This is a genomic window from Amycolatopsis sp. FU40 (genome assembly GCF_021903635.1).
Lineage (GTDB): Bacteria > Actinomycetota > Actinomycetes > Mycobacteriales > Pseudonocardiaceae > Amycolatopsis > Amycolatopsis dendrobii.
Window position 1 is genome coordinate 1258085 of record NZ_CP091381.1, and the last position, 26585, is coordinate 1284669.

Annotated in this window: 28 protein-coding genes; 15 read left to right on the forward strand and 13 right to left on the reverse strand. The window is 70.2% G+C overall.

Annotation, left to right across the window (positions count from 1 at the left end; genetic code table 11):
• Positions 1–234: 234 nt before the first annotated feature.
• Both L3Q65_RS07020 and L3Q65_RS07025 read right to left on the reverse strand, forming a co-directional pair.
• Complete coding sequence (locus L3Q65_RS07020) at positions 235–810, reverse strand: DUF305 domain-containing protein (protein ID WP_182891784.1); 576 nt, start codon at positions 808–810, stop codon at positions 235–237.
• Positions 811–867: 57 nt separating this feature from the next.
• Positions 868–1254, reverse strand: coding sequence for a hypothetical protein (locus L3Q65_RS07025; protein ID WP_182891783.1), 387 nt, complete (start codon positions 1252–1254; stop codon positions 868–870).
• Between the two features lie 215 nt (positions 1255–1469).
• On the opposite strand from L3Q65_RS07025, the gene L3Q65_RS07030 reads away from it, so the two are divergent.
• The 3 genes from L3Q65_RS07030 (at position 1470) to L3Q65_RS07040 (ending at position 4222) form a co-directional block, all read left to right on the forward strand.
• Positions 1470–2093 carry a superoxide dismutase gene (locus L3Q65_RS07030; RefSeq protein ID WP_237599121.1) on the forward strand — a complete coding sequence of 208 codons (624 nt, stop codon included), beginning with the start codon at positions 1470–1472 and terminating at the stop codon, positions 2091–2093.
• A 390-nt stretch (positions 2094–2483) separates the two neighbouring features.
• Entirely contained in the window at positions 2484–3428 is a 945-nt protein-coding gene (locus tag L3Q65_RS07035) for a winged helix-turn-helix domain-containing protein (RefSeq protein WP_237599122.1), read from the forward strand.
• 317 nt (positions 3429–3745) lie between these two features.
• A complete protein-coding gene (locus L3Q65_RS07040) occupies positions 3746–4222 on the forward strand; it encodes a hypothetical protein (RefSeq protein ID WP_220507305.1) in 477 nt (158 codons plus the stop codon).
• A 72-nt stretch (positions 4223–4294) separates the two neighbouring features.
• Here L3Q65_RS07040 and L3Q65_RS07045 read toward each other — a convergent pair whose 3' ends face one another.
• From L3Q65_RS07045 to L3Q65_RS07055, 3 genes are all read right to left on the reverse strand, one after another.
• Entirely contained in the window at positions 4295–4576 is a 282-nt protein-coding gene (locus L3Q65_RS07045; RefSeq protein ID WP_182891779.1) for a DUF3040 domain-containing protein, read from the reverse strand.
• A 178-nt stretch (positions 4577–4754) separates the two neighbouring features.
• On the reverse strand, positions 4755–5021 hold the full coding sequence (locus tag L3Q65_RS07050; RefSeq protein ID WP_009077073.1) for a GlsB/YeaQ/YmgE family stress response membrane protein: 267 nt from the start codon (positions 5019–5021) through the stop codon (positions 4755–4757).
• A gap of 122 nt (positions 5022–5143) precedes the next feature.
• Complete coding sequence (locus tag L3Q65_RS07055) at positions 5144–6040, reverse strand: RNA polymerase sigma-70 factor (protein ID WP_182891778.1); 897 nt, start codon at positions 6038–6040, stop codon at positions 5144–5146.
• Positions 6041–6191: 151 nt separating this feature from the next.
• On the opposite strand from L3Q65_RS07055, the gene L3Q65_RS07060 reads away from it, so the two are divergent.
• From L3Q65_RS07060 to L3Q65_RS07080, 5 genes are read left to right on the forward strand one after another with little or no spacing between them, the layout of a single operon-like run.
• Positions 6192–6815, forward strand: a complete 624-nt coding sequence (locus L3Q65_RS07060) for a class I SAM-dependent methyltransferase (protein ID WP_182891777.1) — start codon at positions 6192–6194, stop codon at positions 6813–6815.
• A 41-nt stretch (positions 6816–6856) separates the two neighbouring features.
• Positions 6857–7051, forward strand: a complete 195-nt coding sequence (locus L3Q65_RS07065) for a DUF5708 family protein (protein WP_237599123.1) — start codon at positions 6857–6859, stop codon at positions 7049–7051.
• Positions 7048–7569: a TetR/AcrR family transcriptional regulator gene (locus L3Q65_RS07070; RefSeq protein ID WP_237599124.1), complete on the forward strand. Its 522-nt coding sequence runs from the start codon at positions 7048–7050 to the stop codon at positions 7567–7569. The genes L3Q65_RS07065 and L3Q65_RS07070 overlap by 4 nt, the downstream gene beginning before the upstream one ends.
• Before the next feature lie 20 nt (positions 7570–7589).
• A complete protein-coding gene (locus L3Q65_RS07075) occupies positions 7590–8120 on the forward strand; it encodes a Chromate resistance protein ChrB (RefSeq protein WP_237599125.1) in 531 nt (176 codons plus the stop codon).
• 9 nt (positions 8121–8129) lie between these two features.
• A complete protein-coding gene (locus tag L3Q65_RS07080; protein ID WP_182891773.1) occupies positions 8130–9269 on the forward strand; it encodes an MFS transporter in 1140 nt (379 codons plus the stop codon).
• A gap of 48 nt (positions 9270–9317) precedes the next feature.
• Here L3Q65_RS07080 and L3Q65_RS07085 read toward each other — a convergent pair whose 3' ends face one another.
• Complete coding sequence (locus tag L3Q65_RS07085; protein WP_182891772.1) at positions 9318–11381, reverse strand: phosphocholine-specific phospholipase C; 2064 nt, start codon at positions 11379–11381, stop codon at positions 9318–9320.
• Positions 11382–11518: 137 nt separating this feature from the next.
• Positions 11519–12484, reverse strand: a complete 966-nt coding sequence (locus tag L3Q65_RS07090) for an Lrp/AsnC family transcriptional regulator (RefSeq protein WP_237599126.1) — start codon at positions 12482–12484, stop codon at positions 11519–11521.
• Positions 12485–12595: 111 nt separating this feature from the next.
• Between L3Q65_RS07090 and L3Q65_RS07095 the strand changes: the two genes are divergently transcribed.
• Positions 12596–13993 (forward strand): FAD-dependent monooxygenase, encoded by a 1398-nt coding sequence (locus L3Q65_RS07095; RefSeq protein ID WP_237599127.1) that lies wholly within the window; start codon positions 12596–12598, stop codon positions 13991–13993.
• Between the two features lies 1 nt (position 13994).
• Positions 13995–14636 carry a class I SAM-dependent methyltransferase gene (locus L3Q65_RS07100; protein ID WP_237599128.1) on the forward strand — a complete coding sequence of 214 codons (642 nt, stop codon included), beginning with the start codon at positions 13995–13997 and terminating at the stop codon, positions 14634–14636.
• Positions 14637–14641: 5 nt separating this feature from the next.
• Here L3Q65_RS07100 and L3Q65_RS07105 read toward each other — a convergent pair whose 3' ends face one another.
• Together L3Q65_RS07105 and L3Q65_RS07110 are read right to left on the reverse strand one after the other, a co-directional pair.
• Positions 14642–15046, reverse strand: coding sequence for an SRPBCC domain-containing protein (locus L3Q65_RS07105; protein ID WP_182891768.1), 405 nt, complete (start codon positions 15044–15046; stop codon positions 14642–14644).
• Positions 15043–15360: a helix-turn-helix transcriptional regulator gene (locus tag L3Q65_RS07110; protein ID WP_237599129.1), complete on the reverse strand. Its 318-nt coding sequence runs from the start codon at positions 15358–15360 to the stop codon at positions 15043–15045. The genes L3Q65_RS07105 and L3Q65_RS07110 overlap by 4 nt, the downstream gene beginning before the upstream one ends.
• A gap of 105 nt (positions 15361–15465) precedes the next feature.
• Between L3Q65_RS07110 and L3Q65_RS07115 the strand changes: the two genes are divergently transcribed.
• Together L3Q65_RS07115 and L3Q65_RS07120 are read left to right on the forward strand one after the other, a co-directional pair.
• Positions 15466–16539 (forward strand): ALF repeat-containing protein, encoded by a 1074-nt coding sequence (locus L3Q65_RS07115; protein ID WP_237599130.1) that lies wholly within the window; start codon positions 15466–15468, stop codon positions 16537–16539.
• Between the two features lie 123 nt (positions 16540–16662).
• Positions 16663–17397, forward strand: coding sequence for a trypsin-like serine protease (locus L3Q65_RS07120; RefSeq protein WP_237599131.1), 735 nt, complete (start codon positions 16663–16665; stop codon positions 17395–17397).
• On the opposite strand, the gene L3Q65_RS07125 is transcribed toward L3Q65_RS07120, so the two are convergent.
• A complete protein-coding gene (locus L3Q65_RS07125; RefSeq protein ID WP_237599132.1) occupies positions 17387–18475 on the reverse strand; it encodes an ROK family transcriptional regulator in 1089 nt (362 codons plus the stop codon). The genes L3Q65_RS07120 and L3Q65_RS07125 overlap by 11 nt on opposite strands.
• Before the next feature lie 100 nt (positions 18476–18575).
• On the opposite strand from L3Q65_RS07125, the gene L3Q65_RS07130 reads away from it, so the two are divergent.
• Positions 18576–19847 carry a YbiU family protein gene (locus L3Q65_RS07130; RefSeq protein WP_182891764.1) on the forward strand — a complete coding sequence of 424 codons (1272 nt, stop codon included), beginning with the start codon at positions 18576–18578 and terminating at the stop codon, positions 19845–19847.
• 73 nt (positions 19848–19920) lie between these two features.
• Here the strand turns inward: L3Q65_RS07130 and L3Q65_RS07135 are convergent, their stop codons facing one another.
• Positions 19921–20874 (reverse strand): LysR family transcriptional regulator, encoded by a 954-nt coding sequence (locus L3Q65_RS07135; RefSeq protein WP_237599133.1) that lies wholly within the window; start codon positions 20872–20874, stop codon positions 19921–19923.
• Between the two features lie 72 nt (positions 20875–20946).
• Here L3Q65_RS07135 and L3Q65_RS07140 point away from each other — a divergent pair, with 72 nt between their 5' ends.
• Complete coding sequence (locus L3Q65_RS07140; RefSeq protein ID WP_182891763.1) at positions 20947–22731, forward strand: gamma-glutamyltransferase family protein; 1785 nt, start codon at positions 20947–20949, stop codon at positions 22729–22731.
• Between the two features lie 94 nt (positions 22732–22825).
• Here L3Q65_RS07140 and L3Q65_RS07145 read toward each other — a convergent pair whose 3' ends face one another.
• Together L3Q65_RS07145 and L3Q65_RS07150 are read right to left on the reverse strand one after the other, a co-directional pair.
• The gene (locus L3Q65_RS07145) at positions 22826–23383 is read right to left on the reverse strand and encodes an isochorismatase family protein (RefSeq protein ID WP_182891762.1); all 558 of its coding nucleotides are present in this window, start codon (positions 23381–23383) and stop codon (positions 22826–22828) included.
• A 19-nt stretch (positions 23384–23402) separates the two neighbouring features.
• Positions 23403–23843: a MarR family winged helix-turn-helix transcriptional regulator gene (locus L3Q65_RS07150; protein ID WP_182891761.1), complete on the reverse strand. Its 441-nt coding sequence runs from the start codon at positions 23841–23843 to the stop codon at positions 23403–23405.
• Positions 23844–24012: 169 nt separating this feature from the next.
• Here L3Q65_RS07150 and L3Q65_RS07155 point away from each other — a divergent pair, with 169 nt between their 5' ends.
• Positions 24013–26580: a DUF5127 domain-containing protein gene (locus L3Q65_RS07155; RefSeq protein WP_237599134.1), complete on the forward strand. Its 2568-nt coding sequence runs from the start codon at positions 24013–24015 to the stop codon at positions 26578–26580.
• The last annotated feature ends 5 nt before the right edge of the window (positions 26581–26585 follow it).

The following is a 26585-nucleotide window of genomic DNA, read 5'->3' on the forward strand; positions in this document are numbered from 1 at the left end:
TCGACGGCAGCGCCATGCTGTCCTGACGGCTCTGGCGCTCGCGCTGTCAGCCTGTGTCTTTTAGTGGTCCTGGTTTGGTGCGCGTCGACGGCAGGGCCATGCCGCCCAACGGCTCCGGCACCCGCGCCGTCTCCCTGTGTCCCTCAGCGGTCTCGGCCCGTCGCGCATCGATATCCGCAGTGCCACGAAGCAGCGGCACCGGAGCCGCCCGACCGACTCCGGTGCCCCGCCCCATCAGCCCTTCATCAGCCCCCGCATCTCGGCGATCTCCGCCTCCTGCGCGTCGATGATCCGCTGCGCCAGCGCCTTCGCCCCGGCATCCGCCCCCTGGGCCAGTTCCGTCTTCGCCATCTCGACCGCCCCCTGATGGTGCTTGATCATCATGTCCAGCCACGACCGGTCGAAGGCCGGGCCTCGGGCGGCGTCGAGGCTTTTCATGTCGGCGTCGGACATCATGCCGGTCATCGTGTGGTCACCGGACATTTCGTGGCCGCCGGGCATGGAGTGGCTGGTCGCGGCGACGCCCCAAGCCTTCAGCCAGCCTTGCATTTGCCGGATTTCCGGGTCCTGCGCCCGGTCGATCCGGCCCGCGAGGTCGACGACCTTCGGGTCGCTGCTGCGCGCCGGCACCATTTTCGCCATCTCCAGCGCCTGCTGGTGGTGCGGGATCATCTGCTGGGCGAACGTGACGTCAGCGGCGTTGTGTCCCGCTTGCGAGCTGGGTGCGGGGGCGGGCGATTCCGGGCCGCTGCACGCGCCGAGCAGCAGCGACGCGGTCAGCACGGCACCGCTGAAAAAGATTTTGCGCACGAAAAAACCTTCTCTCAAAAGGGAAATTGCGAGGAAAGACCGGAAAGGAAATACCGATCAGGTCCGCAGCACGCAGAGAGAAGTCAGGACGGCCCGGCCCCGTCTGTCGGGTGGGCGGTCGGCGGCGGGGGAGCCGCGGGTGCCGTCGAAAACGGCCTTTGCCGCGGTGTAGCGGCGGAAGACCAGCAGGCCCAGGACGAGCGCGCCTGCCGCGTACAGAACCGCGAGGCAGAGGTGCAGCATCGAGTGTTCGCCAGCGGGCATGCCGGAGTCGACGGCTGGGCCAACCGGGGCCGGGGTGACGGAGTGCGCCTCGACGGACATCTGGCTCGTCATGGCATGCCCGGCACCCGGCGAAGGCACGTGGTGCATCACGGCGACGCCCAGGGCCAATGCGAGCAGCAGCAGCACCCGCTGCACGCTGCCGAGCCGGGACGGTGCCATGGGAGCAACCGTACCTGGCGCCGGGGAACCGGGGCGGGGCGCACGAAGCGGTCACGCTGAGTGGTCGGCGAAAGCGGCCCGATACTGGAAGTTGAACATTCACTCAAGCAGGTTCCAGCCCGTGGCCCGGAGGCCGCCCCCGCTCGCCCGGGGCGCGGGTGTGCTACTAGGTTCGAGGGGGCAAGACTTGATGTCGAAGACAGAAGGAGGGCCCCATGGCCCGGTACGAGCTGCCCGAACTCGACTACGACTACGGCGCACTCGCGCCCTACATTTCGGGCGAGATCAACGAGCTGCACCACAGCAAGCACCACGCGACCTACGTGAAGGGCGCGAACGACACGCTGGACAAGCTCGCCGCCGCGCGCGAGGCGGGCGATTTCGGCTCGATCGTGGGCCTGGAGACGACGCTGGCGTTCAACCTGGCCGGGCACGCCAACCACGTCGTGTGGTGGAAGATCCTCTCGCCGGAGGGCGGGGACAAGCCGACCGGCGAGCTGGCCGCGGCGATCGACGAGGCGTTCGGCTCGTTCGACAAGTTCAAGGCCCAGTTCACCGCCGTGTCCACCACGATCCAGGGCAACGGGTGGGGCGCGCTGTCGTGGGACCCGATCGGCAAGACGCTGATCACCCAGCAGCTGCGCGACCACCACAACAACCTGATCCTGCCGACCACGCCGATCCTGCTGGTCGACGTGTGGGAGCACGCGTTCTATCTCGACTACAAGAACGTGAAGCCGGACTACGTCAACGCCCTGTGGAACATCTTCAACTGGGCCGAGATCAGCAAGCGCTTCGACAACGCCGTCGCCGGCGGCAACGGCCTCCTGCTCGGCTGAGCCCGACGCACTGAAGGCACCGGAAACGGGGTCCGGCCCACGGGGCCGGGCCCCGTTTCGCGGGTTCGGGCGCATTAGTCGCCCGGCTGGGGGAAATCGCTGCGGCAAATGTCGGGAACTGCTGGTCCGCCGGCACTCCGCCGCGCCGCCCGCTCGCCCGGAAGCCCGCCTGCACAGCCTGGATCCGGGTGCATCCGGGCGTGCACGCCGCACGCGCGCCGAATGCGGATGCCGATTAGCGCGACTGACAGTCCGCGGAAGGGCCACCTGATTCAGCGAGATTCGCTCGCATTCGGTGGGTTCTTTCCCCCGATCGAACAATCGCCTGGACAGCGGAGCATTCGCGCGGCACCCTGGAAGTGCAACCATGTCGGGGGGCAGGGGGAGCACATGGCGTTGCGCATTCATTTCACCGACGACGATTTCGGCCGGACGAGGCGGCGCACCGGCCCCGATCCGCTGTGGGAACTGGTGCTGAGCCTCACCGCGCTGCAGAGCCGCCGCCCGGCGGGCGGGCTGCGGGTCTGGTCCGCGCGTGCCCGCAAGCAGCTTCGCCGGGAGGGGCTGCTTCCGCAACCCCGTCCGGTGCCCGCGCTGGAGTTCCGCAACCGGGCCGTCAAGGCGCTGCCGTCCGGCGGGCAGTCCGGCGGCGGCGAAGCGGCGGTCCGCCGCACGGGGGTGCTGAGACCGGCGGAGCGGCAGCGGGAGATCGGCCCGGTCGCGGGCGACGGCGTCGTGCGCGTGGAGAAAACGAGGCTGCGCGCCGACCTTCAGACGTTCTTCGTGCACGGGGTCGCGCCGTCGTGGGTCGGGGAACTGGCGGACGGGGCGCGTGCGCTGCTCGGGTCGGCGCTCACGTCGTACGGCCTCGCGCGGCAGACGCCGGCCGTCCGCACCGAACAGGCCGGAGCGGCGATTCCCTGGGAGCGCACGGAATTCTCCGGCGAGCCTCTCGCGGACCGCAGTGTCTACTTCGGAGGGTTGCTCGTGATCCCGGCCTATTTCCGCGTCGTGGAACCGGATCCGGCGACCGGACCAGAGCCGCCGGTGGTACTGGTCCGGTCCGCGGAGCGCGCGCTCACCTCGGGCGATACCGCCCAGGACCCGCTGCCGGACCTGCTCGGCGCGACCCGTGCCCGCGCGCTGCACGCGCTGGCGGTCCCGCTGTCCACCGCCGAACTGGCCGGGGAGATCGGCGTGACCCCGGTCGCCGCGAGCAAGCACGCGGGTGTTCTGCGCCGCGCGGGATTGGTGGAGAGCCAGCAGGACGGGAAGACCGTCCGGCACGCGGTGACGGCCACCGGACAGGCGTTGCTGAGCGCGTCCGGCGGGTGACGGGGAATGATTGTGCGCGCCGGGGAGAATTCCACGTACTAACGGAAGACGGCGGCAATAAACGACGTGTCAGCACGATCGGCTGACGGCTCGGTACTGAGCGCTTCCGTCGGTGCGGAATGGCGCGCGGATCGCCGATCCGGCTGCGGCATCGGGGTTGCCTCGGTGTGTCGTTACCCACGAATGAGTGAAAAGAACGGGTGAAATCGGACATCGTCCAGGTTTCGATTGCCCACGGCGGGCGCTCTTTCCTGCGACTTGGGCACAGTTGTCCGCAAACCCTGCCAAGATCCCGGTTTTCGCGGCATTCTCGGGGCATGGCTTCTGGTGGTTTCCGCGCGTCCGCGGTGCGCGGGCGCGTGTTCCTCCTTTCCGTCCTGGCCGCGGCCGTCGCGGTCTCGGCGGTGGCCGGGCTGTGCCTGGGGCTGTGGATCCACCGGCAGGGCTCGGCGGCGATCGCCCGTGCGCCCGGCCGGTCCGTCGTCGCCTCCGTCGAGCCCGGATCCGGCGCGCTGCGCGGGAGCGAGGGCGCCGCGATGCCCGACACGCGGCGCGTCACGTGGACCGCACCGGACGGCGGCGTCGAGCAAGCGGACATCCCGCTGCGCTCCGACCCGGCGGCGCGCGGCCTGACCCGCGTCCGCGTCGACGCACGGGGCCAGCTCCGGTCCTCGTCGCCGGACCGCCTCGACGTGCTGTCGGTGTCGGTGATCACGACGATCGCCTGGGAACTGGTTACCGCGATAGCGGGATTCGCGCTGTACCGCCGGTTCGCGCGAGGACGCGCCGCCTGAGAGACCGCCGACCGCGCCCACTGCTCCCGGACTTCGGCATCGCGTGCCGGACCGTCGGCGCGGGGCGGGACGTCAGCGCCAGTGACAGCGGTAGAACCAGACGATCGCGAGCGGAATCGCCGTCGTGAGCACCGCGCCCACCGCGATCGGCGCCACCGAGCCCATCCCGAACCCGACCACCAGGGTGACCAGCCCGGTCAGGAACACGCTGAGCACTCCGAGTGCGGCCGCGGCGAAGGTGACCGCGGGCATCGGGCGGAACTTCTCGAACCGGCGGGCAAGGCGTGGATTTTCCTGGGCGAGGCAGCGCTCGATCTCGTCCAGCTGATGTTGTTCGTGGTCGCGCAGCGCCATCGTCCGCTCCGCCCGTCGACCTTGCCGGGACTTTCTCCGCTGATTCTGCCACGAAACGCGGCCGGAATCCGGGGCTGAGTTCGATTCGAAGCCCCGTGCGGGTGAGCCGGCGGACGGGGCGAACCCTCGGCGGAGCGAGGGCGGCCCGCCGCACTCGGCAGCGGGCCGCCGGTGCGGGTCAGTCGCGGCGGCGGCCGCCCACGATGAGCCGGTAGCCGGTCAGGATGACCAGCGCGCCGAGCACCGCGAGACCCCACGTGCGCAGGTCGAAGAACGTCCCGAGCTGGGTGTGGAACAGCGTTTTGCCGATCCAGCCGCCCACGAACGCGCCTCCGATCCCGAGCAGGATGGTGATGATGCAGCCGCCCGGGTCCTTGCCCGGCATGAGGGCCTTCGCGATCAATCCGGCGATCAGGCCCAGCACGATCCAGCTGACAACGCCCACGTCGGTCCTCTCCTCGGTACGGCGGCGGCCCGTCGGGCCGCCCCTGGCCGGACCAGGATGGCATGGTCCGACCGGGTGGCGCGCGCCAGTGCCGGGGCTACTGTCCGTAGCACCGGCGGAAGTCAGCGGCGAAGGGCCGTTTCCGTGTCCATGTGCGACAGCTTCGCCGGATTCCGCACCGCGTACAGGCCGGTGATCTTGCCCTCGTCGATGCGCAGCGTGAGCACGGTGTCGACCTCGCCGTCGAGCTTCAGCACCAGCGCCGGGTGCCCGTTGACCTGCGTCGGACGCAGCGGCTCGGGGAGCCGGACGTGCCCGGCGGCCAGCAGCCGCGCGACCTTGTCCGCGCCGACGATCGGCCGCGGCACCGCCTGTTTGACGCCGCCGCCGTCGCCGAGGAAGACGACGTCCGGTGCGAGCAGATCCAGCAGCCCTTGCAGGTCGCCGGTTTCGACGGCCTTCTGGAACGCGTCGAGCGCGCCGCGGGTCTCGGCGGGCGTGACGTCGCCGCGCGGACGGCGGGCCGAGACGTGCGACCGCGCCCGGTGCCCGATCTGCCGCACCGCGGCCGGGGTTTTGCCGACGGCTTCGGCGATTTCGTCGTAGGGCACGTCGAAGACCTCGCGCAGCACGAACACCGCGCGCTCGGTCGGCCGCAGCGTTTCGAGCACCAGCAGCATCGCCATCGAGACGCTGTCGGCGAGTTCGACGTCCTCGGCGACGTCCGGCGCGGTGAGCAGCGGCTCGGGCAGCCAGGTGCCGACGTAGGACTCCTTGCGCCTGCCGAGCGTGCGCAGCCGGGTCAGCGCCTGGCGGGTGGTGATCCGGACCAGGTAGGCGCGGTGCTCGCGGATCTCCTCGAGGTTGACCCCGGCCCACTTGAGCCAGGTTTCCTGCAGCACGTCCTCGGCGTCGGCGGCCGAGCCGAGCATCTCGTAGGCCACGGTGAACAGCAGGTTCCGGTGGGCGAGGAAGGTCTCGGTGGCGAGGTCCGGGCTCGCTTCGCCGGGCGCTGTCATGGGTGGCTCCTTCGCGTTCTGGGCTCGATCGGCCATAGGACGCCGGCCGCCGGGAGTTTGTGACATCAGGTCCGGCCGGCGTCGTAGTCGAAGCCCCTCACGGGATGCGAGGGTAGCCGGAGAGGACCTCGGCGGAGAGGAGTTCGCGACGATGGCGGAACGGGGACCGGACTGGCTGCGGCGGACGTGGGACGAGGCCGCGCCGCGCTACGACCGGGACATCGCGTGGTTCGAGCGGGCGCTGCTGGCCGACGGCCGCGAATGGGTGTGCGGGCAGGCCTCGGGAGAGGTGCTGGAGGTCGCCGTGGGGACCGGCCGGAATCTGCCGTTGTACCCGCCGGACGTGCGGTTGACCGGGATCGACCTCAGCCCGTCGATGCTGGACCTCGCCCGCCGCCGGGCCGCCGAGACCGGCCGCGAGGCGACGCTGACCGAGGCCGACGCGCAGTCTCTTCCCTTCCCGGACAGCGCATTCGACACGGTCGTCTGCACGCTCGGGCTGTGCGGCGTCCCGGACGAACGCGGCGCGATCGCGGAGATGCACCGGGTGCTTCGGCCGGGCGGGCGGTTGTTGCTGCTGGACCACGTCGGCAGCCATCGCCGGTTCGTTCTCGCTGGTCAGCGGCTCCTGGAGAAGCTGACCGTGTCCCGGCTGGGGGACTACCTGACGCGCCGGCCGCTGCCGTTGCTCGCCGCGGCAGGCTTCGAAGTGGAGCGGGCGGAGCGGAGCAAGGCCGGGATCGTCGAGCGGGTGGCCGCGCGGAAAGCCGGCTGAGCCTGTACGGTCGTATTGTACGTTCGTATAGGAGGGGTGCGATGAACGGCGCGAGGGGACAGGTCCTGGTCGGCGTGCTGATGGTGGTCGTCGGTGCGGTGCTGTACTTCGGGTTCCACGACGTCGAGACGCCGGTGATCGGGTTGCGGCAGGTCGGCGTGGTCGTGGGAGTGATCGGGGTGCTTGAGCTGATCGCGGTCGCGTGGCGGGCGCGCACGGGGGCGTCCCGGCGGTGAAGCGTGCCGCCCACGTGCTCGATGCGGTGCTGAATGTGCTGGCCGAGCAGGGAATCGGCGCGCTCAGCGTGCGGACGGTCGCCGCGGCGGCGGGTGTTTCCCCAGCGCAGGTGCAGTACTACTACCGGACGAAGAACGACCTCGTGCGCGCCGGTTTCGAGTACGCGGGCGAGCAGTTCCTGGCCGAAATCGAAGCGGCGCAACCGAAATCGATCGCCGGTTTCGTCGAACTGTGGCTGCCGCTGGACGAACCGCGCGCGCGGCGGGCCAGGGTGTGGCTCGCGTACGCGGCGGCGGCCGTCGTGGATCCGGTGCTGCAGAAGGAAAACGCGAACCTCGACCGTGAACTGCGGCAGTGGTGTGTCGACGCTGGGTTGTCCGAGAACGTGGCGGCGCAGGTGCTCGCGATGATCGACGGCGTGACGCTGCAGTGTCTCTCGCTGCCGATGGCGGAGCGTCAGGCGCTAGCGGATCGAACGGTCGGCGCGTTCCTGGCGGCGCTACCTGAGCAGATGTAACACGTGATACATTCAGTGCTGTGGCAGGCGACAAGTGGCTGGTGCTGGTGGTGCGGGTGCCGTCCGGACCGTCGCGGCATCGGGTCGCCGTGTGGCGTGAGCTGCGGCGGGTAGGCGCGTTGTCGCTCGGGCAGGGCGCCTGGGCGGTGCCGGACGTGCCCGGGTTCGCCGGTGGCGTCGCGCGGGTCGGCGAACTGGCCGAACGCGGCGAGGGCGAGGTGATCACGCTCGACGCCGCGGAACGGGACGGTTCGCGCCTGGTGGAGCTGTTCACCGCCGAGCGGGAAGAGGAGTGGGCGGAGTTCCTTGCCGACTGCGGGAAGTTCGATGCCGAGATCGACAAGGAAATCCGGATCGGCAAGTTCACGATGGCCGAACTGGAAGAGGAAGAGCAGAGCCTCGAGCGGTTGCGGCGGTGGCATCGGGATCTGAAGGCGAGGGACGTGTTCGGCGCGCCTTCGGCGGTGGAGGCCGAGCAGCGGCTGCAGCACTGCGCAGAGCGGCTCGCGGACTACACCGAGCAGGTTTTCCAAGCCCTGCACCAGATGTGAAGGTTTCCGATGCGTTCTGCTGAGCTGCGTCCGCTGTACGCCGCCGGGTTCGTCACCGCGTTCGGGGCACACAGCATCGCCGCCAGCCTCGGCGCGTACACGCACGGCGATTCCTTGCTGACCCTGGGATTGCTGCTCGCGGTCTACGACGGCGCCGAGGTCGTGCTGAAGCCGGTGTTCGGCTCGCTGGCCGACCGGATCGGGCCGCGGCCGGTCCTGCTCGGCGGGTTGCTGGCGTTCGCGCTCGCGTCCGCGGCCTTCGTGGTCGCGGGAAACCCGGCGGCGGTCGGGCTGGCACGGTTCGGTCAGGGCGCGGCCGCGGCAGCCTTCTCGCCTGCTGCCGGGGCGCTCGTCGCGCGGTTGTCGCCGACGAAACGGCAGGGTCGCGCGTTCGGCGGTTACGGCGCGTGGAAGAGCATCGGGTACACGCTGGGCCCGTTGCTCGGCGGCGTGCTGATCGCACTGGGCGGGTTTTCCTTGCTGTTCGGCACGCTGGCGGTGCTGGCTTTCGTGGTCGCCGGGTGGGCCGCGCTGGCGGTGCCCGCGCCGGAACCGTTGCCGCGGCAGCGTCAGACCGTTCTCGACCTGGCCCGCCGGCTCGCTGAACCTGGGTTCTTGCGGCCGACCGCGGTGCTGGCCGGAACGACCGGCGCGCTCGCGGTGGGCGTCGGATTCCTGCCGGTCACCGGGGCGGCGAGCGGACTCGGCACAGTGGCGACCGGCGCGGTGGTGTCGGTGCTGGCGTTGTGCTCCGCGCTGGTGCAGCCGTGGGCCGGGCGGCTCCGGGACGCCGGGCGGATCCCCGACGGGTGGGGGATGGCCGGCGGGCTGCTGCTCACCGCCGCCGGGCTGGCATTGGGCGCGTTCGTGCCGGGTGTCGTGGGGGTGGTGGCCGCGGCCGTGGCGATCGGCGTCGGGGTCGGGGCGGCGACGCCGATCGGGTTCGCGCATCTGGCCGGTTCCGCACCGAAGGAACGTCTCGGGCAGACGATGGGGGCGGCCGAGGTCGGCCGGGAACTGGGCGACGCGGGCGGACCGCTGCTGGTCGGCGCGATCGCGTCGGCGGCGACGTTGGCGGCGGGGTTCGGCGGGCTGGCGGCTGTACTGGCCGCGGTCGTCTTGCTCGTGGCTGGCTTCCGAAAGCCGTGAGGGGACCCTGGGGGAATCTCAGTCCCTCAGGGTTCCCTTCACGAGCGATCAGCTTGTCGCGATGGCGGGGTCGCTTGTGGAGGGTTGGCCAGTCTCCGCGTGGCCGGCGAACCGCCGGACGTACTGCCCGTCGTGATCCGCCTTCACCGTGATGTCGTACCAGCCGTCGGCCACGCCCCACTTCGGCACCGCGCGTGACGTGCCAGGGGCGAGCGTGTACTGGTAAGCCTCGGCGGGCGCGTATGCGTCGACGCCGGTGAAGGTGACCGTCCGGCTGGTCGGGTTCGTAAAGGTCACCGTCACATACCCCGCGTCGTGCCGTGCGGTGACTTCCGGGCCCAAGCCGCCGATTGTCCCGGCCTGTTCGCGGAGCCAGCCGTTCGGGCCGAAAACCGAGTACTGGTACCAATCTCCCGCGCCGCTCGGCAGGTGCCAGCTGTCGGAAACCGACTTGTGGCCTTCCACGGTGTACGGCCACGGCCCGTCCGAGCGCATCCGGGACGTCACGTGGAATCCCGCTCCGGCGTCGCCGAGGTTGGTGAAGGTGAGGTACATCCGGCCGTCGCGGGCTTCGGTGTCCGCGGCCAGGTCGTACGGCAGCGCGCGGGCTTTGCGGGCGCCGGGTTCCTGCTTCGGGAGCGAACCGTTCGACGGCGGCACCGGGTGGTAGGTCGGCGGGGTGCTGTGGTCGGCGGGCGGCTGGTAGTCGCCGGTGCCGGGCAACGCCGGGACGCCGCTGTTGGCCCCGGTGAAGTCGAACGCGGACGTGAGGTCCCCGCACACCGCGCGGCGCCACGGCGAAATGTTCGGGTTGTGCACGCCGAATCGCTTTTCCACGAACTGGATCAGCGAGGTGTGGTCGAAAGTCTGCGAACAGACCCAGCCGCCGGTGCTCCACGGCGAGACCGCCAGCAGCGGCACTCGCGGGCCGAGTCCGTAAGGCATTCCCTTCGTGTACGACGCGGCCGCGCCGCTCTCGTACCATTCCCCGGCGACGCTCGCCGTCGATTTGCCCCAGTTCGCGTCGCGCGGCGGATACGGCGGGACGACGTGGTCGAAGAACCCGTCGTTCTCGTCGTAGGTGATGAGCAGGACGGTTTTGCTCCACACCTCCGGGTTCGAGGTGAGCGCGTCGAGCACGCCGGAGACATACCAGGCGCCGTAATTGGCGGGCCACGCCGGATGTTCGCAGTACGCTTCCGGGGCCACGATCCAGGAAACCTGCGGCAGGCGGTCCGCCTTGACGTCCGAGGTGAGGTGGTCGAAGAAACCGTCGCCCGCGGCGGCCCGCGTTCCGGTGCGCGCCTTGTCGTAGAGCGGCGTGCCTGGAGCGGATTTCTGGTACTGGGTCAGGTAAAGCAAGGAGTTGTCGCCGTAATTGCCGATGTACGCGTCATCGGTCCAGCCCCACTTGTGCTCCTTGTCGAGACCGTTGCCGACGTCCTGGTAGATCTTCCACGAAACCCCGGCCTTTTCCAGGATTTCCGGGAAGCTGGTCCAGCCGTAGCCGGATTCTTCATTCCCCAGCACCGGTCCGTTGCCCGAACCGTCGTTTCCGGTCCAGCCGGTGTACATGTAGTACCGGTTCGGGTCGGTCGAGGACAGCATCGAGCAGTGATAGCCGTCGCAAATGGTGAACGCGTCGGCGAGCGCGTAGTGGAACGGGATGTCCTTGCGCGTCAGATACGCCATCGTGGTGCTGGTTTTCGCCGGGATCCACTTGTCCCACCGGCCGGTGCTCCACGCGGTGTGCGTGCCGTTCCAGTCGTGGTTGAGGTCCTCGATGAAGGTGAGGCCCAGGTTGTCCTCGGCGGGCCGGAACGGCAGTGTCTCAGCACCGGAGGAGTCGGCCTGGTTCCACACCGGTTTCCCGTTCGGCAGCGAAACCGGCCGGGGGTCGCCGAAGCCGCGGACGCCGTTGAGGGTCCCGAAATAGTGGTCGAAAGACCGGTTTTCCTGCATCAGCACGACAACGTGCTCGACGTCCGCGAGAGTGCCGGTGCGCACGGCGGCCGGCACCGAAGCCGCCCGCGCGATGCTCGCGGGCAGAGCCGTGCCGGCGGCGGTGGCGGCGGCGAGTTGCATGAATCGGCGACGGCTGACCGATGACATCGGTGTCTCCTGGAAAAAGTCGGGGACAGTTCGCGGACGCGTGCGGGAATTTCCCACCGGGAAAAGCCGAACGAATCATTGACGGATCGTCCGCGCGCTGTCAACCGCCGACCGGGATGGCGCCCGTTTGTACTGCGTCACAGCCGGTTCGCTGCCTGTTTCACCGTTTTGATCACCGGTGCCGTTTCCACGTGGGCGACCGCGGGGAGCGCGGCGACGCTGGTGGTGAGGTAACGGTACAGCTCCTGGTGGCTGGCGCAGACCACCGTCGCGTACAGGTTGGTCGGGCCGGTGGTCGCGGCGGCGTACGCGACCTCCGGGTGCGCGGCGAGCGCGGTGCCCGTTTCCGCCAGGGCCGCCGGGGCGACCGAAAGCCACAGCAGGGTCCGGATTCCCTTGCCGTACAACCGCCAGTCGAGGTCCAGGTCGAAGTACAGCACGTCCCGTTCGCGCAATTCCGCCATGCGCCGGCGGACGGTGGTCGGGGACCAGCCGGTGGCGGCGGCGAGCTGTTCGAATCCGGCGCGCCCGTCGTCGGCGAGAGCGGCGAGGAGCTTGCGGTCGCCGTCGTCGAGCGTCCCCGGGCCGGGCCGGAGGGGGAGCGGCCGCGGGCGCAACCGGGTAATGGCGGCGTCGTCCAGGATGCCGATTTTGGCGACGACGCTGTCGGAGCCGCCGTAGAACGCGTGCAGCACCGAATGGGCGGTGACGCCTTCGACGCGGGGCGTGCGGGGGAGTTTGGCCAGCAGCAACGCTTCGCTGTCGGCTGCGCTTTCGAGGCGGACTGTGCAGGTGATTTCCGTGCCGCCGGAGGTCAGGCTCACCCAGGCGGTGTCCGGTCGCCGCGCGAGTGCCTCGGCGACCGCGCCTGCTGCGGCGGGCGCGCACCGGATGCGCAGGAACCACTGCACCGCACCGAAAGCCGCCTCGTTGACGCCGCCGATGACCCGGACCGCTCCGGTTGACCGAAGCCGGGCGTAGCGGCGGGCGACGGTGCGATCCGACACGCCGAGCGCCTCGGCGATCGCGCTGAACGGGGACCTGGGATCGATCTGCAGGGCGTGCACGAGCTGCCGGTCGAGGTCATCGTAGTCGGATTCCACCCTCTTGAGGCTACCCGTGTCGGAATCCGCCGCATCCGGGTCGCTTTCTGGCTCGCGGACCACCGGGGGCAGAGAGTCGGTCGCGAACACCGACCCACGAGGGGAGAGATCATGACTGCCGAGGTGCTCATCGTCGGCGCCGGCCCGACCGGGATGACGACGGCGAACGAGCTTCAGCTTGCCGGAGTGTCCTGTGTGCTGGCGGACCGGCTGCCGCGGGCCAGCGAACTGTCCAAGGCCGGCGGGCTGCAGTCCCGCACGCAGGAGGCGTTCGACCAGCGCGGTCTTCTTGAACCGTTGCTGGCCACTGGAGACTATCCGGTTACCACCGCGCATTTCGCGGGCAATCTTCTGCCGCTGGCCCGCGGGCGGCACCGGTTCCCGTGGCGTTCGCTCCCGCAGGTGGCGATCGAAGGCTTTCTGGAGAAACACCTTGCCGTGCGGGGCATTCCCATTCGCCGAAACCACGAACTGGTCGGGCTGGCACAGGACGCCGACGGCGTCACGGCGACTTTCGCCGGCGGCACCGAGATCCGGGCCCAGTACCTGGTCGCCGCCGACGGCGGGCGGAGCACGGTCCGGAAGCTGCTCGGCGCGGAGTTCTCCGGCCGTCCCGGGACGGCGACCACGGTGGCCGCCGACGTGCGGCTGAGCGCCGAGGTCCCGATGCACACGATCACCCCGGAGGGCTACCGCGCGCAGGTCTTCCCGCTCGGCGTCGACGCCGAAGGACGGCCATTGCGCCGTCTGACGTTCGGCGGCCCCGGCTGGTCGCTGGAACGGGACGTCCCGGTCACCGAGGACGAAATCCGCACGGGGCTGAAGACGGTCTTCGGAGACCGGGTAGAACTGGTCGAACTCCGTTACGCGCGAAGGATCACGAACGCCGCGCTGCAGGCCGCGCAATACCGGCACGGCCGCGTTTTCCTCGCCGGCGACGCCGCGCACGTGCATCTTCCCCTTGGCGCGCAAGGGATGAACACCGGAATCCAGGACGCGATGAACCTCGGCTGGAAGCTCGCCGCGGCGGTGCGCGGCACCGCGCCCGAGGGGTTGCTCGACAGCTACCACGCGGAACGGCATCCGGTCGGCGCGGCGGTGCTGCGCAACGTCCAAGCGCAGTCGCTGCTGCTGGACGTCGGCCCCGATCCGGCCGCGGCCCGGTCGCTGTTCGCGGACCTGGTGCGGCTGCCCGAGGTTCAGTATCTGCTGGACGACCTGCTGTCCGGCATGGGAATCCGCTACGCGCTCCCGGACAGCGAGGACCATCCGCTGGTGGGCCTGCCCGCGCCCGGCCTCGGCCCGGAACTGCGAGCCGGACGCGGCGTTCTCATGGATCCCGGACGGCGGTTCGGCGATCTCGCGGCCCGGTGGGCGGATCGGGTCGACCGCGTTGAGACGGGTGCCGAGGCGATGCTGGTCCGTCCGGACGGGTATGTGGCGTGGGCGGGCGATCCGGACGGTCTGGAGCCTGCGATTCGCCGGTGGTTCGGTGCGCCGGTGGGCTAGCGTGGCCGTCGTGCAGACCTGGCTGACCGACACCCGGACCTCGTACGACACCGTCGCCGCCAGCTACGCCGACCGGTTGCGCGACTCGATCGCCCGAAGCCCTTCGCTGCGGATGACGTTGGGATTGTTCGCGTCGCTGGTGCGCGAAACCGGCCCGGTGGCCGACGTCGGCTGCGGCACCGGGCACGTCACCGCGCACCTGAACGGCCTCGGCCTGGACGCGTTCGGTCTCGACCTCTCGCCCGGCATGATCGAGGTGGCCCGCCAAGAACACCCCGGCCTGCGGTTCGCGGTCGCCTCGATGACCGCGCTCCCGCTGCCCGGCGCCTCGGTGGCCGGGCTGCTGTCGTGGTGGTCGCTGATCCACCTGCCGGACGACGAGGCGCCCGCCGCGCTCGCGCAGTTCCACCGCGTGCTGCGGCCCGGAGCGCCGGTCGCGATCGGCTTCCACGTCGGTGACGTGGCGCGGTTGAAAACGCGGGGGTACGGCGGACATCCGATGCGGGTGCACGTCTATCGCCGCCGTCCCGCGCAAGTGTCGGAGTGGTTGCGCGAGGCCGGATTCACCGTCGAGGCGCAGTGGGTGGAGGAACTGGACAGCGAGGTGCCGCAAGCGGTGGTCTACGCTCGCCGTCCAGCGTGAGGGGCTTAGCCGAGATCCAGCTTCGCCAGCCGCGGCAGCACGCCGTCGCGCCAGCCCGGGCCCATCCGCTCGCACGCGTCGGCCTGGCGTTTGTCGTCGAGGTCGAAACCGGAGTGGTGCAGCAGGAGCCGGGTGCCCTGGCCCTCGGCGACGAGCGTCCAGGCGAGGGTCCAGTCGCCGTTGAAGGTGTAGACGAACTTCGACGGCGGCTCGGATTCGACGACGCGGCAAGGGATCGAGCCGAATCCGGGCATTTCCAAGCGGAACTCGCGGCCGACGTCCGGGCCGATGTCGCCGGGCGCCCACCACTTCGCGTGCAACTCGGGATCGGTGAGCGCGCGCCAGACCTTTTCCGGCGCGGCGGCGATGAACTGGTCGACCGAGATACTGCCGATCCGGGCGTAGGTCACGGGTTTTCCTCCTCGTTTTCCAGCAGGTCGGCCAGGTCGCGCAGGCGGCCGCGCCAGAACCGTTCGAACGGGTGCAGCCATTCGCCGACCTGCTCGAGCGGGTCGCTTTCCAGGTGGTACAAGCGTTGCCGCCCCACGGGTTCGCCGCGGACCAGCGCGGCGTCCCGCAGCACCTTGAGATGCTCGGCGACCGCCGGACGGCTCAGCTCGAACCGCGCCGCGAGGTCGCCCGCCGTGCGGGGGCCGTCCGCGAGGATCTCCAGCAGCCGCCGCCGGACGGGACTGGCGAGGGCGAGGAAGACGTCGTCGGACATGACGCTACGTTATGTCGGAAGTTTCCGACATGTCAACCAGCGGGACCCCGGCCGATGATCGGTAACGTCCGCCGGCCTGGGGAATATCCACCTGGTATGACGCTTATGTCGAATTCCCGAGTTCGAAGACTGGCGGCCTCGGTTGTCCTCGCCGCGATCACTGTGACGACCGGGGTTCTCGTTCCGGCGGCGGTGACGGCGGCTCCGATCGCCGCTGTGGCGCAGACGCCGGAGGAGGTGCGCACGAACGCGGCCGCTGTCGTCGGGCTCGTGATCACCCCGGAACTGTTGCGGCTCAGCGAAAGCGACTTCGTGCACGAGATCTACCTGGCCGCGCAACGACAGGGGGACGTTGCTGAGGAAGTCCGGTACGAGGCATATCACGCGGACACCATCGGCTCGACGTCGTACTTCCTCGAAACCGCGATTTACCTGGCGCACCAACGGGATCTGGACAGGGAGGCGCTGTACCAGGTCCGGCGCACGGAACGGCAGCCCGCTGCCGCACTGCTCGGTTTCGAGCTGACTCGGATGCTGCTGAGCCAGGAGGATCCGAATTTCGTTTTCGCGTTGTGGGAGCACGCCCCCAGGGATTCGTTCGTGCGGGCCGCCGCGGCTGCCGCCGTCAAGGGGACTCCGGCGGAGAAGAAGGAATTCATCGTGCACGGCATCTTCGTCGAGCATCAGCGTGATGTGGACGCGGCGAAGGAGGCGGCGGAGAAGGAGGCTGCGGAAAAGATCCTGCGCGACGCCCGCGTGAAGGCGGCCGCCGCCGTGGGCATGGATGCGCGGTTGGCCGCGCAGTTGACTGATGAGCAGTTCGTACGAGACGTCTTGTATCGCTTCGCGGCTCCCAATTCCGAGATGTGGATCGCGGCGTACTCCTGCGAGACGCCGGAGCAGCGGCGGGCGTTCATCGACGCCGGCATCTTCGAGGCCGCGGCCAAGGACAAGGTGAATGACCTGAAGGCGCGCGCGGCCGCGGTCGTCGGCGTCGAGGCCAGCTACGCCAGGTATCTCGAAGAGGGTCCGCTGGTCCGGGAGATCTGGACCCGCTCGACGCCGGGCACCCACGTCCAGGCGGCGGCTCGCCGGGCGATGGACAGCCAGTCTCCGGCTGAGTGGCGGGCGTTCCTGGAGACGGGGATCTTCGTCGCCCAGGCGGCGGACAAGTCCTGAATCCGGATGCCTCGTGAGTGCCTGCGCCGGTTCTCGCCGGAATCAACACTCACGAGGCGCAACCCCTCTTCAGCTGCCGCGTCTTGATGTTGTAACGCCAGCCGCCGAAGGGACGTCCGCGCCATGCTCCGCCGCTCACTCCGCCGACTGGCCGTCCTGGCCCCGGTCAGCGCCCTGGTCGCCGTCGCCGTGGCGACCCCGGCCTCGGCGGTGATCGGCGGTTCGGTCTCCGGCTACGGACCGTGGGCGGTGCGGATGCTCGTCGACGGCAAACCCGAATGCACCGGGACCGCGATCAGCCGGGAGTGGATCATCAGCGCGGACCACTGCTTCCACGAGGCCGCGGAGCCCATCGCCGATTCCCGGATCGAGTTCCGGGTCGGCAATCTCGACCAGCGGCTCGGCGCCGTCGTCCGGCCGGTGCCGGGCAGCCGCGACAACCACACGCTGGCCGACATCATGCTGATCAAGGTCGCCCCGATGGACCTCACCCCGGCGAAATTGCCGACCGGCGGACCGGTGCGTCCGGGCGAGACGGTTCGGCAGCTCGGCTGGGGCGCGACCTGCACCGGCGACGAGAACAGCTGCCAGTCCGACGTCCTCAAGCAGGTGGACGCCAAGGTCATCGACCCCGACGACCCGCGCTGCGACGGCATGACAGTCTCCGGCGGCACCGATTTCTGCGCGCTGACCACGACCGGCGTCACGGCGGGCGGCGACTCCGGCGGTCCGGTCATGTCCACCGCCGATCGCGACACGCTGGTGGGCGTCACCAGCAAATCCGACCGCAGCAGCCTCGCGGCCGACGGCGACGTCTTCGGTCAGCTGGAGTGGATCAAGAAGACCATCAAGGGCTGACCGTCAAAACGGCGCTCCGCAGTGCGCGCACGGCTTCGTCGCGCGCGCCGGCCAGGGCGGGGGAATCTGTGGCGTGCGGGGCGCGAAGCGGGACGTGGCGCGGCAGTTGCGCGAAGCGGTCGGACACCGCGTCGAGTACATCGGGGCCCCACGGACCGCCCAGCACGACGAGTTCGGGGTCGGACACGGTCACCAAGGCCAGGAGCACGCCGCAGATCGCTTCGGCGAGGGTGCCGAGGACCTCGTCGGACTTGATCGCGGTCCGGAGAGCGGCGACGTCGATCGTGGTCGAATCCGGCTGGCGGACACCGAGATCCGCGAAGACGTCGATGAACGCCATCGCCTGGCCGCCGGTGCCGCGGGTGAGGACGTGCGCGATTTCTCCGGAGAACCCGGCGTGTCCCCGCCGCACTTCGCCGTCGGCGACCACTGCGCAGCCGAGGCCTTCGCCGAGGAAGAGGTAGGCGAAATCGTCGGCGGCCTGTTCGGTGCGGGCGGCCCAGTTGACGTCGTTGTCCACCGTGACCGGGCCCGCGACCAGCGGCGCGAGGACGTCGGCGGGCGAGAGTTCTCCGAGCAGGAACGGGGAATCGGGCAGGTGGACGAGTTTTCCGGTGGCCCGGTCGACCGGGTCGGCGGCGCTGACGACCGCGAGCCGGAGCGGTCCCGCATCGGCGGAGACGTGGGCGCAGGCCTTGCGCAGCGCCTGGGCGGCCTTCCGCGGCCGCACCGGGCGGCCGAGGTCTTCGACGTGCCGGGCGAGCACCTCGCCGAAAACGTCGACGGCTTCGGCTGCCGCGCCGTCGTGGGCGATGCTCACCACCAGGGCCGTGCCGAGGTCGTCGGCCAGCGCGTAGTAGGTGCCGACGCGGCCGCGGCCGGTGGTGCGTTCGCCGGTGTCGCGCAGCAGGCCGGCCTCGGCGAGCCGCGCGACGCTGTCGCCGACCGCGGGCTTGGAAATGCCGGTGCGGGCGGCGATTTGCGCGCGCGTCAGCTGTCGTTCGGCGAGCAGTGCCCGCAGGACGTGCTCGTCGGTCAGCGACCGGAGCAGGTCGAGGGAGGGCTTGGCCGGCGTCATCGGCGCGAGTGTAGCCGATTTAGTCAGGAGTGTTGCCTGAATCCGGGCAGGGCCCTACCGTCGGTTCAGTAAGGAGCCCTTCCTGAATGGAGCGAGCGCCATGCCACTGCCCCCGTTGCCGCACTGGGAGACCGCGCCGGACGACCTCCCGGCAGCGATTCGCGAGACGAAAGCCGCGCTGCGGGCGCGGATCGAGGCGTCCGGGCGCACCGTGGAAGAGGTGTTCGGGGTCGTCGAGGCTCGCGTCGCCGCCGCGGTCGAGGAGATCGAGGCGGCGAAAGCGCGCGGCGAGGAGATCTGGCCGGTGCTGGAGTACGCCGACATCGAGGCGGGCCGGGTCTCCGAAGACGACCTGGCGCGGCTCCGGAAACGCGGCTGCCTGGTCGTGCGCGGGCACTTCCCGCGCGAGCAGGCGCTGGGCTGGGACCAGGGAATCGTCGGCTACGTCGAGGGCAACCGGTTCTTCGAGAACTACCGCGGCCCCGGCGACAACTTCTTCGGCACCGTCGGCTCGCGACCGGAGATCTACCCGATCTACTGGTCGCCCCCGCAGATGGAAGCGCGGCAAAGCGACCGGATGGCGCGCGTGCAGGCGTTCCTCAACGCGCGGTGGCGTTCGGAATCCGACGGCGTCCGGTGGTTCGACCCCGCCCGGGATTCCCTGTACCCGGACCGCATCCGCCGCCGTCCGCCGGGCGCGGATTCCGGCGGCCTCGGCTCTCATCTCGACCCGGGCACGCTCGACCTCTGGATGACCGAGGCCTGCCAGCGGGCGTTCCGGCACCTGTTCGACGGCACCGTCGAGTCCTACGATCCGTGGGACGCCGCGCATCGCACGGCCGGGCCGCAGTTCGAGGGTTCGACGATGTGCTCGGTCTTCCGCACTTTCCAGGGCTGGACCGCGCTGTCGGACATGGACCACGACCAGGGCGTGCTGCACGCGGTGCCGATTCCGGAGGCGATGGGTTATCTGATGCTGCGTCCGCTGCTGGCCGACGTGCCCGAGGACGACATGTGCGGCGTCATGGTGAACAAGGTGTTCGCGGCCAGCGAGAAATGGCATTCCTTGCTGCTGCGGGCTTCCAGCGGCATTCCGGACGTGCGGGCCGGGGATTCCGTATGGTGGCACTGCGATCTGATCCACAGCGTCGCGCCGGTGAAGAACCAGCAGGGCTGGGGCAATGTCATGTACATCCCGGCCGCGCCGTGGTGCCCGCGGAACGAGGCGTACGCCGGTGCGGTGCGGGAGGCGTTCGAGTCCGGTTCCAGCCCGGCGGACTTCCCTCCCGAGCATTACGAGCGGTCGTGGCCGGACCGGTTCGCCCCCGGGCAGCTGAACGCGACCGGACGGCGCGGGCTCGGAATCGGCTGACAGTGGTCTAGTCCATACGGGCAGCGGGCGGCTTTCGCTCCCGTCGAGGTCCGTGAAGGGCCCCTTGGGGGAATCAGATTCCTTCAAGGAGTCCTTCACGGATCGCGGCGTCGGGTGCCGGGTTCTTCGGCACCGGCGAACCCCCTGGCGGGACAGTGGCGAGCGTGATGTCCAGAAACGCCTGAGTCGCCGCGGTAATCGGCCCGGACCGGTAGATCAGCCACTGCGGCAGCGTCTCCGGCGGCGAGAACCGCAGCACCTTCGCGCCGGCCCGGCGGGCGAGGTCCGCCCAGCCGTCCGGCATCAGGCTCGCGCCGATCCCGCGCAGCACCATCGGCAGCACGACGCTCCGGTCGCCCGCTTCGGCCGCGATCGAGAGGCCCGGCACGCTCGCCGCGAGCCGGTCGAAGAAGCCGCGCACCGCGGTAGGCGACGTGGTGACCACGAACTGCATGCCGCTGAGTTCGGCCCGCTCCACGGCCCCGTCCGAGCCGATCTCCGTGCCCGGCGGAGCGACCAGCAGCACTTCCTCGTCCCGCAGGTGATGCGCGATCAGACCCGGCCCGGCCGGGCGTTCCGCGCTCCCGCACACCCCGGCCTCGCACCGGCCCTGCACGACCATCGCGACCACTTCGGCCGCCGACAACGCCGCCGACGTGCTCACCAGCACGCCCGGATACCGCGTGCGCATCTCGGCGACGATGCTGATCACCGGCTCCAGCGCGGACGACGACGTGGCCGCGACGTCGATCCGCCCGGCCGGCCCGTCGCCCGCCATCCGCGCGGCGGCGCGCAGGGCGTCGAGGTCGCGCAGCACCAGCCGGGCGCGCTCGGCCAGCAGTTCGCCGGCGTTCGACAGCACCGCGTTGCGTCCGACCCGGTGGAACAGTTCGACGCCCAGGTCTTGTTCGAGCTTCGCGATCGCCCGCGACAACGACGGCTGCGCCACCCGCAACGCCCGCGCCGCGTGCGTGAACCCGCCGTGCTCGGCGATCGCGACGAAGTACTCCAGCTGGCGGCGTTCCATAGCGGTACGCTATCGGACTGGTGCCTCAGATGTCTTTGACGTACTGCCAGCCCGCGCGCGACGATAGGCCCCATGGTCCAGACGCGCCCGACGTTGCAGGGCACCTTCGGCATGGTGTCGTCCACCCACTGGCTCGCTTCGGCGGCCGCGATGGCGGTGCTCGAGGACGGTGGCAACGCCTACGACGCCGCGGTCGCCGGCGCGTTCGTGCTGCACGTCGTCGAACCGCATCTCAACGGTCCGGGCGGCGAAGTGCCGATGATCCTCGCCCCGGCGGCCGGCGCGCCCAAGGTGCTGTGCGGGCAGGGCCCCGCACCGGCCGGCGCGACGATCGAGCACTACACCTCGCTCGGCCTGGACCTCGTCCCCGGCACCGGTCCGCTCGCCGCCGCCGTGCCCGGCGCGGTCGAGGCGTGGCTGCTCCTGCTGCACGACCACGGTACGAAGCCGCTGCGCGAGGTCCTCAAGTACGCCATTCACTACGCGGCGGACGGCCATCCGGCGGTCGAGCGCGTCGGCGCGACGGTGGAAACCGTCCGCGAGCTGTTCGAGAACGAGTGGACGACGTCGGCGGAGCTGTACCTGCCGGGCGGGCTCGCGCCGAAACCCGGTGGACTGCTGAAGAATCCCGCGCTCGCCGAAACCTGGCGGCGATTGATCGCCGAAGCGGAGGCGGCCGGGAGCGACCGGGAAGCACAGATCGAGGCGGCGCGGAAGGCGTGGCGCGAGGGCTTTGTCGCCGAAGCACTCGCCGCCTTCGCCGCGAAGCCGGCCATGGACTCTTCCGGCGAACGGCACGCGGGCACCCTCACCGCCGACGACATCGCCGCGTTCCGCGCGACGTATGAGGACCCGGTCAGCCACACCTGGAACGGCTGGACTGTCGCGAAAGCCGGGCTGTGGAGCCAAGGTCCGTCCTTTTTGCAGCAGCTCGCCCTCCTGCCGGACGAGCTGGAGTACGCGACGCCCGAGTACTACCACCGGCTCATCGAGGGCACGAAACTCGCGATGGCCGACCGCGAGGCCTGGTACGGCGACAGCACGGAAGTGTCCATCGAAGCGCTGCTTTCCCCGGAGTACACCGAGGCCCGGCGCAAGCTGATCGGCGAGCGCGCGTCCTTCGACCTGCGTCCGGGCAGTCCCGAGGGACGCACGCCCCGGCTGAGCCGGCACGTGCACTACGTCGCGGGCGGCGGAGTCACCGCGTCGGCGATCGGGGCGGGGGAGCCGACCGTCGCGAAGGACGGCCTGACCCGCGGCGACACCTGCCACCTCGACGTCGTCGACCGCTGGGGCAACATGATCGCCGCGACCCCGAGCGGCGGCTGGCTGCAGTCCAACCCGGTGGTGCCGGAGCTGGGCTTCCCGCTGGGCACGCGGCTGCAGATGGCGTGGCTCGACCCGGGCCTGCCGAACTCGCTCGCCCCCGGGAAACGGCCGCGCACCACGCTGTCGCCGTCGCTCGCCCTGCGCGACGGCGTCCCGGTGATGGCGTTCGGCACCCCCGGCGGCGACCAGCAGGACCAGTGGAACTTCCACTTCTTCCTCGGGACCGCCCTGCGGGAAAAGGTGCGCGGCGGGCTCGATCTGCAGGGCGCGATCGACGCGCCGAACTGGCACACCGACAGCTTCCCGAGTTCGTTCTATCCGCGCGGCATGGCGGCGGGCAGCGTGACGGTGGAGTCGCGGATCGGGGCGGATGTCATTGCCGCGCTGGAAGACCGGGGCCACGCCGTGACGGTCGGCGAGCCGTGGTCGGAGGGGCGGTTGTGCGCGGTAGCGAGGGATCCTGAGACCGGGGTTTTGTCGGCGGCGGCGAATTCTCGCGGTGCGCAAGGGTATGCCGCTGGGCGGTGACTCGCGCGGTCAGGACAGCGCGGTGCGCGCGCCGAGTATCCCTTCTCCTTCTCGCACAAAGAAAATCCCGCGTCCGGGCGCTGCCGCGGGTCCGTCAGTCGTTCCGGGTGCGCAGCGCGGCGAGGATGTCGGCGGTGGCGGCTGTTTCCCCGAGTCGCGGGAAGATCCGTTCGATGCTGTGCCGGTGTGCCTCGGGATCGAGGTCGGCCATGGCGTCGGTGGCGAGCACGACGTGGTAGCCGTGTTCGTGGGCGGAACGGGCGGTGGACTCCACGCCGATGCTGGTCGCGACCCCGGCGAGCACGGTCTGGGTGACGCCTCGGTCTTGCAGCAGCCGGTGCAGATCGGTGCCGGTGAAGGCGCCCCACCGCTGCTTCGTGACGTGGAGGTCGCCAGGCTGGCGGTCGAGTTCGGGAGCGACTTCGGCCCAATCGGCCGGACGCGGTGCGCCGCCGGGGCGCTGCTGGTCCGTGCGTCCGGGAGCTCCGCCGTCGACGGTGACCAGGACGACCGGCAGTTCGCGCGCGCGAAACTCCGCGGCGAGGGCGGCCGCGTTGCCGAGGATTTCCTTGACCTCCGGATGGGCGGCGAGACCCTTCTGCAGGTCGACGACGATCAGCGCGCAGGCGGGGTCGATGGTGCTCAAGGGCATGAGGGATCTCCTTGCGGGGTCAGGGGTTCGGGGGTTCGTAACCGGCCAGGCGCTCCATCAGTTCGCCCGCGGCGCGGAGCACCCGCTGCTCCTCGTCGTCGAGCAATGCCGTGATGGCCCGCCCCAGCCAGGAATCGCGCTCGCGCCGGCTGCGGGCGACGACCTCCCGGCCGCGGCCGGTCAGGACGATGCGGACCTTGCGCGCGTCGTCCGGATCTTTCGTGCGGGCGATGAGGTCGTCCGCGGCCAGTTCGCGCAGTGCCGCGGACACGTTCGGGCTGCTCATCGTCAACTGCTCGGCCAGCAGGCGCGGCTGCGCGGTCTCGGGCGACCGCGCGATCGCGCCGAGGACGGCGAAAGCGGTGAGCGTCAGGCCGGTGACCGGCATGCCTTCCCGGCGCAGCCGCCGCTGGAGCAGCTTGACCTGGGTGCGCAACCGCTCGATCTCGTCGTCCCGCATGTCGCTATGTTACATAGCTATCTGACATAAGCAAATGCGGGCCGAGGGCGCTGACGTGCGCCCGGGAGGCCTCCTTTCGGCAGATTTACAACGTTGTATCGCGGTGCCAGACTGAGTCCGCTCGGTTTCTTCTTTCCCGTGTCCGGCATCCGACCGAAAGAAGCTGTCGATGTCCTCCTCGGAATCTCCCCGCGAAGTCAGCCGCCGCGACGTCCTGCGCCGGGCGGGTGCCGGCGCGGCCGCGGCGGTCGCGCTCCGGTGGCTCCCGGACCTGGTCCAGTCCACTGCCTCGGCAGCTCCGGCGGGAACGCTGAACCCGCTGCGCCCGCCGGCGACGCCGCTCGTCGTGCGCTCGCCGTACCTCTCGACCTGGCAAGCCGCGGACAATCTGCCCGGCGCCTGGTCCACGTTCTGGACCGGGCACATCACCGCGTTGTGCGGAATCGCGCGGATCGACGGCGTCGCGTACGTGTTCGCCGGCGCGCCGCAGCTGCCGTCCGGCCCGAGCCTGACCCCGATGACGCAGAACTCCTTGCAGATCACCGCGACGCGCTCGATCTACGAACTCACCGGCGGCGGCGTGACCCTCACCGTCACCTTCTTCTCGCCGGTCGACCCCAGCAACCTCCAACGGCAGTGTGTGCCGTTCGGTTACGTCGCCATCGCCGCCGCGAGCACCGACGGACGGGCGCACCGTGTCTCGCTGCATTTCGACACGTCGGCCGAGTGGCTGCAATGGGATTCGGGCACGCCGGTCGGCTGGCAACGGCAGGAATCCGGCGGCATCACCTCGCTGAGCGTCCAGGCTGCTTCGCCGACCGTGCTCGCCGAGGACGGGCACGACCAGCCGCGCTGGGGCTCACTGGTCCTCGCGGCGCCTTCGGCGGGGGTGACCTGGCAGATCGGGCAGGACACGGTCGTGCGCGCGACGTCGGCGAACGGGGGAGCGCTGCCCGGGACCAGCGATGCGGACCAGCCGCGGGCGATCAACGACCGCTGGCCCGTCCTCGCGTTCGCGAAAGACCTGGGCACGATCCGGCCGGGCGAGGCGGCCGATCCGCTGGTGGTGGCGATCGGGCACGTCCGCACGCCCGCGGTCAGCTACCTCGGCGCGCAGCTGGCGCCCTGGTGGACGCACTACTGGTCGTCGTGGCCGGACATGGTCGCGTGGTTCCACGCCGACTACCCGGCCGCGCTCGCCGCGGGCATCGCACTGGACCAGCGGATCGACAGCGAAGCATCCGCCGCGGCCGGCGGCGGCAGCACGGGCGGCCACTACGCGGCGATTTGCGCGCTCGCGCTGCGCCAGGCGTTCGGCGGTACCGAACTGGTCGACCGGAACGGCTCGCCGTGGGCATTCCTGAAGGAGATCTCGTCCAGCGGCAACGTGTCCACAGTGGACGTCATCTATCCGGCGCTGCCCGGCTATCTCCATCTCTCGCCGGAGTTCGTGCGGCTGCTGCTGGAACCGGTGCTGGACTACGCGGAGCACGGCGGCTGGCCGAAGACGTTCTCGGAACACGACATCGGCGCGTCCTATCCGAACGCGGCCGGGCACAACGACGGCAACGAAGAGAGCATGCCGGTCGAGGAATCGGCCAACATGCTCATCATGTCCGCCGCGGTCGTGCAGCGCCTGGATCCCGCGGCGGCGAAAGCGTTCGCCAGCGCGCATTACCGGATCCTGCGGCAATGGGCCGAATACCTGGTGGGCAACACTCTCGATCCCGGCAATCAGAACCAGACCGACGACTTCACCGGCTGGATCGCGCACAGCGCCAACCTCGCCTTGAAGGGAATCATCGGCGTCGGCGCGATGGGCGTTCTCGCCGATGTCACGGGAAATTCCGCCGATGCCCTGCGGTACCGGTCGATCTCACGGTCCTACATCAGCCAATGGACAACCTTGGCCAACGACGGCTCGCACCTCCGCATGGCGTACGACCAGCCGGGCACCTGGAGCCTGAAGTACAACGGTTTCGCGGACCGGTTGCTGGGCCTCGACCTGGTTCCGCTCGGGACCGCCGCGCGGGAAGCCGCCTGGTATCAAGGCAAACGAGGCGCGCACGGCGTCCCGCTGGATCTCCGTCACGACTACACGAAAGCCGACTGGGAACTGTGGACGGCCGCCTGGCTGGCCGACCACACCGACATCTCCACGACGCTCATCGAAGGCGTCTACAGCTTCGCCGATACGACTGGTTCGCGGGTCCCGTTCTCGGACTGGTACTTCGTCGCCGACGCCCGGCAATCCGGCTTCCAAGCACGCCCGGTCGCCGCTGGGTACCTGGCCTTGCTGCCGCGCCCGGCCGCCTCGACGACTTCGTGGCGGCGAATCCAGAACCAGCGATCCGGGAAACTGCTGGCGGTTCAGGACATGTCGCTTTCGGACACTGCCGACGTGACGCAATGGCAGGACAACGGCACGGTCGATCACGTGTGGACAGTCGTCGACAGCGGCGACGGGACTGTCCGGATCATGAACCGCAACAGCGGCAAGGTGTTAGCGGTGCACGACCAGAGCCTGGACAACGGCGCGCACGTGCAGCAGTTCCAGGACAACGGAACACCGGATCATCTGTGGCGCATCGTGGACGCTGGCGGCGGCTGGTGGAAGCTGGTGAATGTCCGCAGCGGCAAGGTGATGGCGGTGGATCAACAGTCCACTGCGGACGGTGCGCAGGTGACCCAGTGGGACGACAACGGGACGCCGGACCACCTGTGGCGGTTCGTCTGATCCCT

Bases quoted from the DNA above. Each gene is read 5' to 3' on its own strand.
- L3Q65_RS07120 (WP_237599131.1), top strand. From the start codon at position 16,663: ATGCTCCGCCGCTCACTCCGCCGACTGGCCGTCCTGGCCCCGGTCAGC.
- L3Q65_RS07035 (WP_237599122.1), top strand. From the start codon at position 2,484: ATGGCGTTGCGCATTCATTTCACCGACGACGATTTCGGCCGGACGAGG.
- L3Q65_RS07040 (WP_220507305.1), top strand. From the start codon at position 3,746: ATGGCTTCTGGTGGTTTCCGCGCGTCCGCGGTGCGCGGGCGCGTGTTC.
- L3Q65_RS07140 (WP_182891763.1), top strand. From the start codon at position 20,947: ATGGTCCAGACGCGCCCGACGTTGCAGGGCACCTTCGGCATGGTGTCG.
- L3Q65_RS07145 (WP_182891762.1), bottom strand. From the start codon at position 23,383: ATGCCCTTGAGCACCATCGACCCCGCCTGCGCGCTGATCGTCGTCGAC.
- L3Q65_RS07080 (WP_182891773.1), top strand. From the start codon at position 8,130: ATGCGTTCTGCTGAGCTGCGTCCGCTGTACGCCGCCGGGTTCGTCACC.
- L3Q65_RS07060 (WP_182891777.1), top strand. From the start codon at position 6,192: ATGGCGGAACGGGGACCGGACTGGCTGCGGCGGACGTGGGACGAGGCC.
- L3Q65_RS07030 (WP_237599121.1), top strand. From the start codon at position 1,470: ATGGCCCGGTACGAGCTGCCCGAACTCGACTACGACTACGGCGCACTC.
- L3Q65_RS07055 (WP_182891778.1), bottom strand. From the start codon at position 6,040: ATGACAGCGCCCGGCGAAGCGAGCCCGGACCTCGCCACCGAGACCTTC.
- L3Q65_RS07155 (WP_237599134.1), top strand. From the start codon at position 24,013: ATGTCCTCCTCGGAATCTCCCCGCGAAGTCAGCCGCCGCGACGTCCTG.
- L3Q65_RS07150 (WP_182891761.1), bottom strand. From the start codon at position 23,843: ATGCGGGACGACGAGATCGAGCGGTTGCGCACCCAGGTCAAGCTGCTC.
- L3Q65_RS07095 (WP_237599127.1), top strand. From the start codon at position 12,596: ATGACTGCCGAGGTGCTCATCGTCGGCGCCGGCCCGACCGGGATGACG.
- L3Q65_RS07130 (WP_182891764.1), top strand. From the start codon at position 18,576: ATGCCACTGCCCCCGTTGCCGCACTGGGAGACCGCGCCGGACGACCTC.
- L3Q65_RS07135 (WP_237599133.1), bottom strand. From the start codon at position 20,874: ATGGAACGCCGCCAGCTGGAGTACTTCGTCGCGATCGCCGAGCACGGC.
- L3Q65_RS07085 (WP_182891772.1), bottom strand. From the start codon at position 11,381: ATGTCATCGGTCAGCCGTCGCCGATTCATGCAACTCGCCGCCGCCACC.
- L3Q65_RS07125 (WP_237599132.1), bottom strand. From the start codon at position 18,475: ATGACGCCGGCCAAGCCCTCCCTCGACCTGCTCCGGTCGCTGACCGAC.
- L3Q65_RS07045 (WP_182891779.1), bottom strand. From the start codon at position 4,576: ATGGCGCTGCGCGACCACGAACAACATCAGCTGGACGAGATCGAGCGC.
- L3Q65_RS07110 (WP_237599129.1), bottom strand. From the start codon at position 15,360: ATGTCCGACGACGTCTTCCTCGCCCTCGCCAGTCCCGTCCGGCGGCGG.
- L3Q65_RS07065 (WP_237599123.1), top strand. From the start codon at position 6,857: ATGAACGGCGCGAGGGGACAGGTCCTGGTCGGCGTGCTGATGGTGGTC.
- L3Q65_RS07025 (WP_182891783.1), bottom strand. From the start codon at position 1,254: ATGGCACCGTCCCGGCTCGGCAGCGTGCAGCGGGTGCTGCTGCTGCTC.
- L3Q65_RS07115 (WP_237599130.1), top strand. From the start codon at position 15,466: ATGTCGAATTCCCGAGTTCGAAGACTGGCGGCCTCGGTTGTCCTCGCC.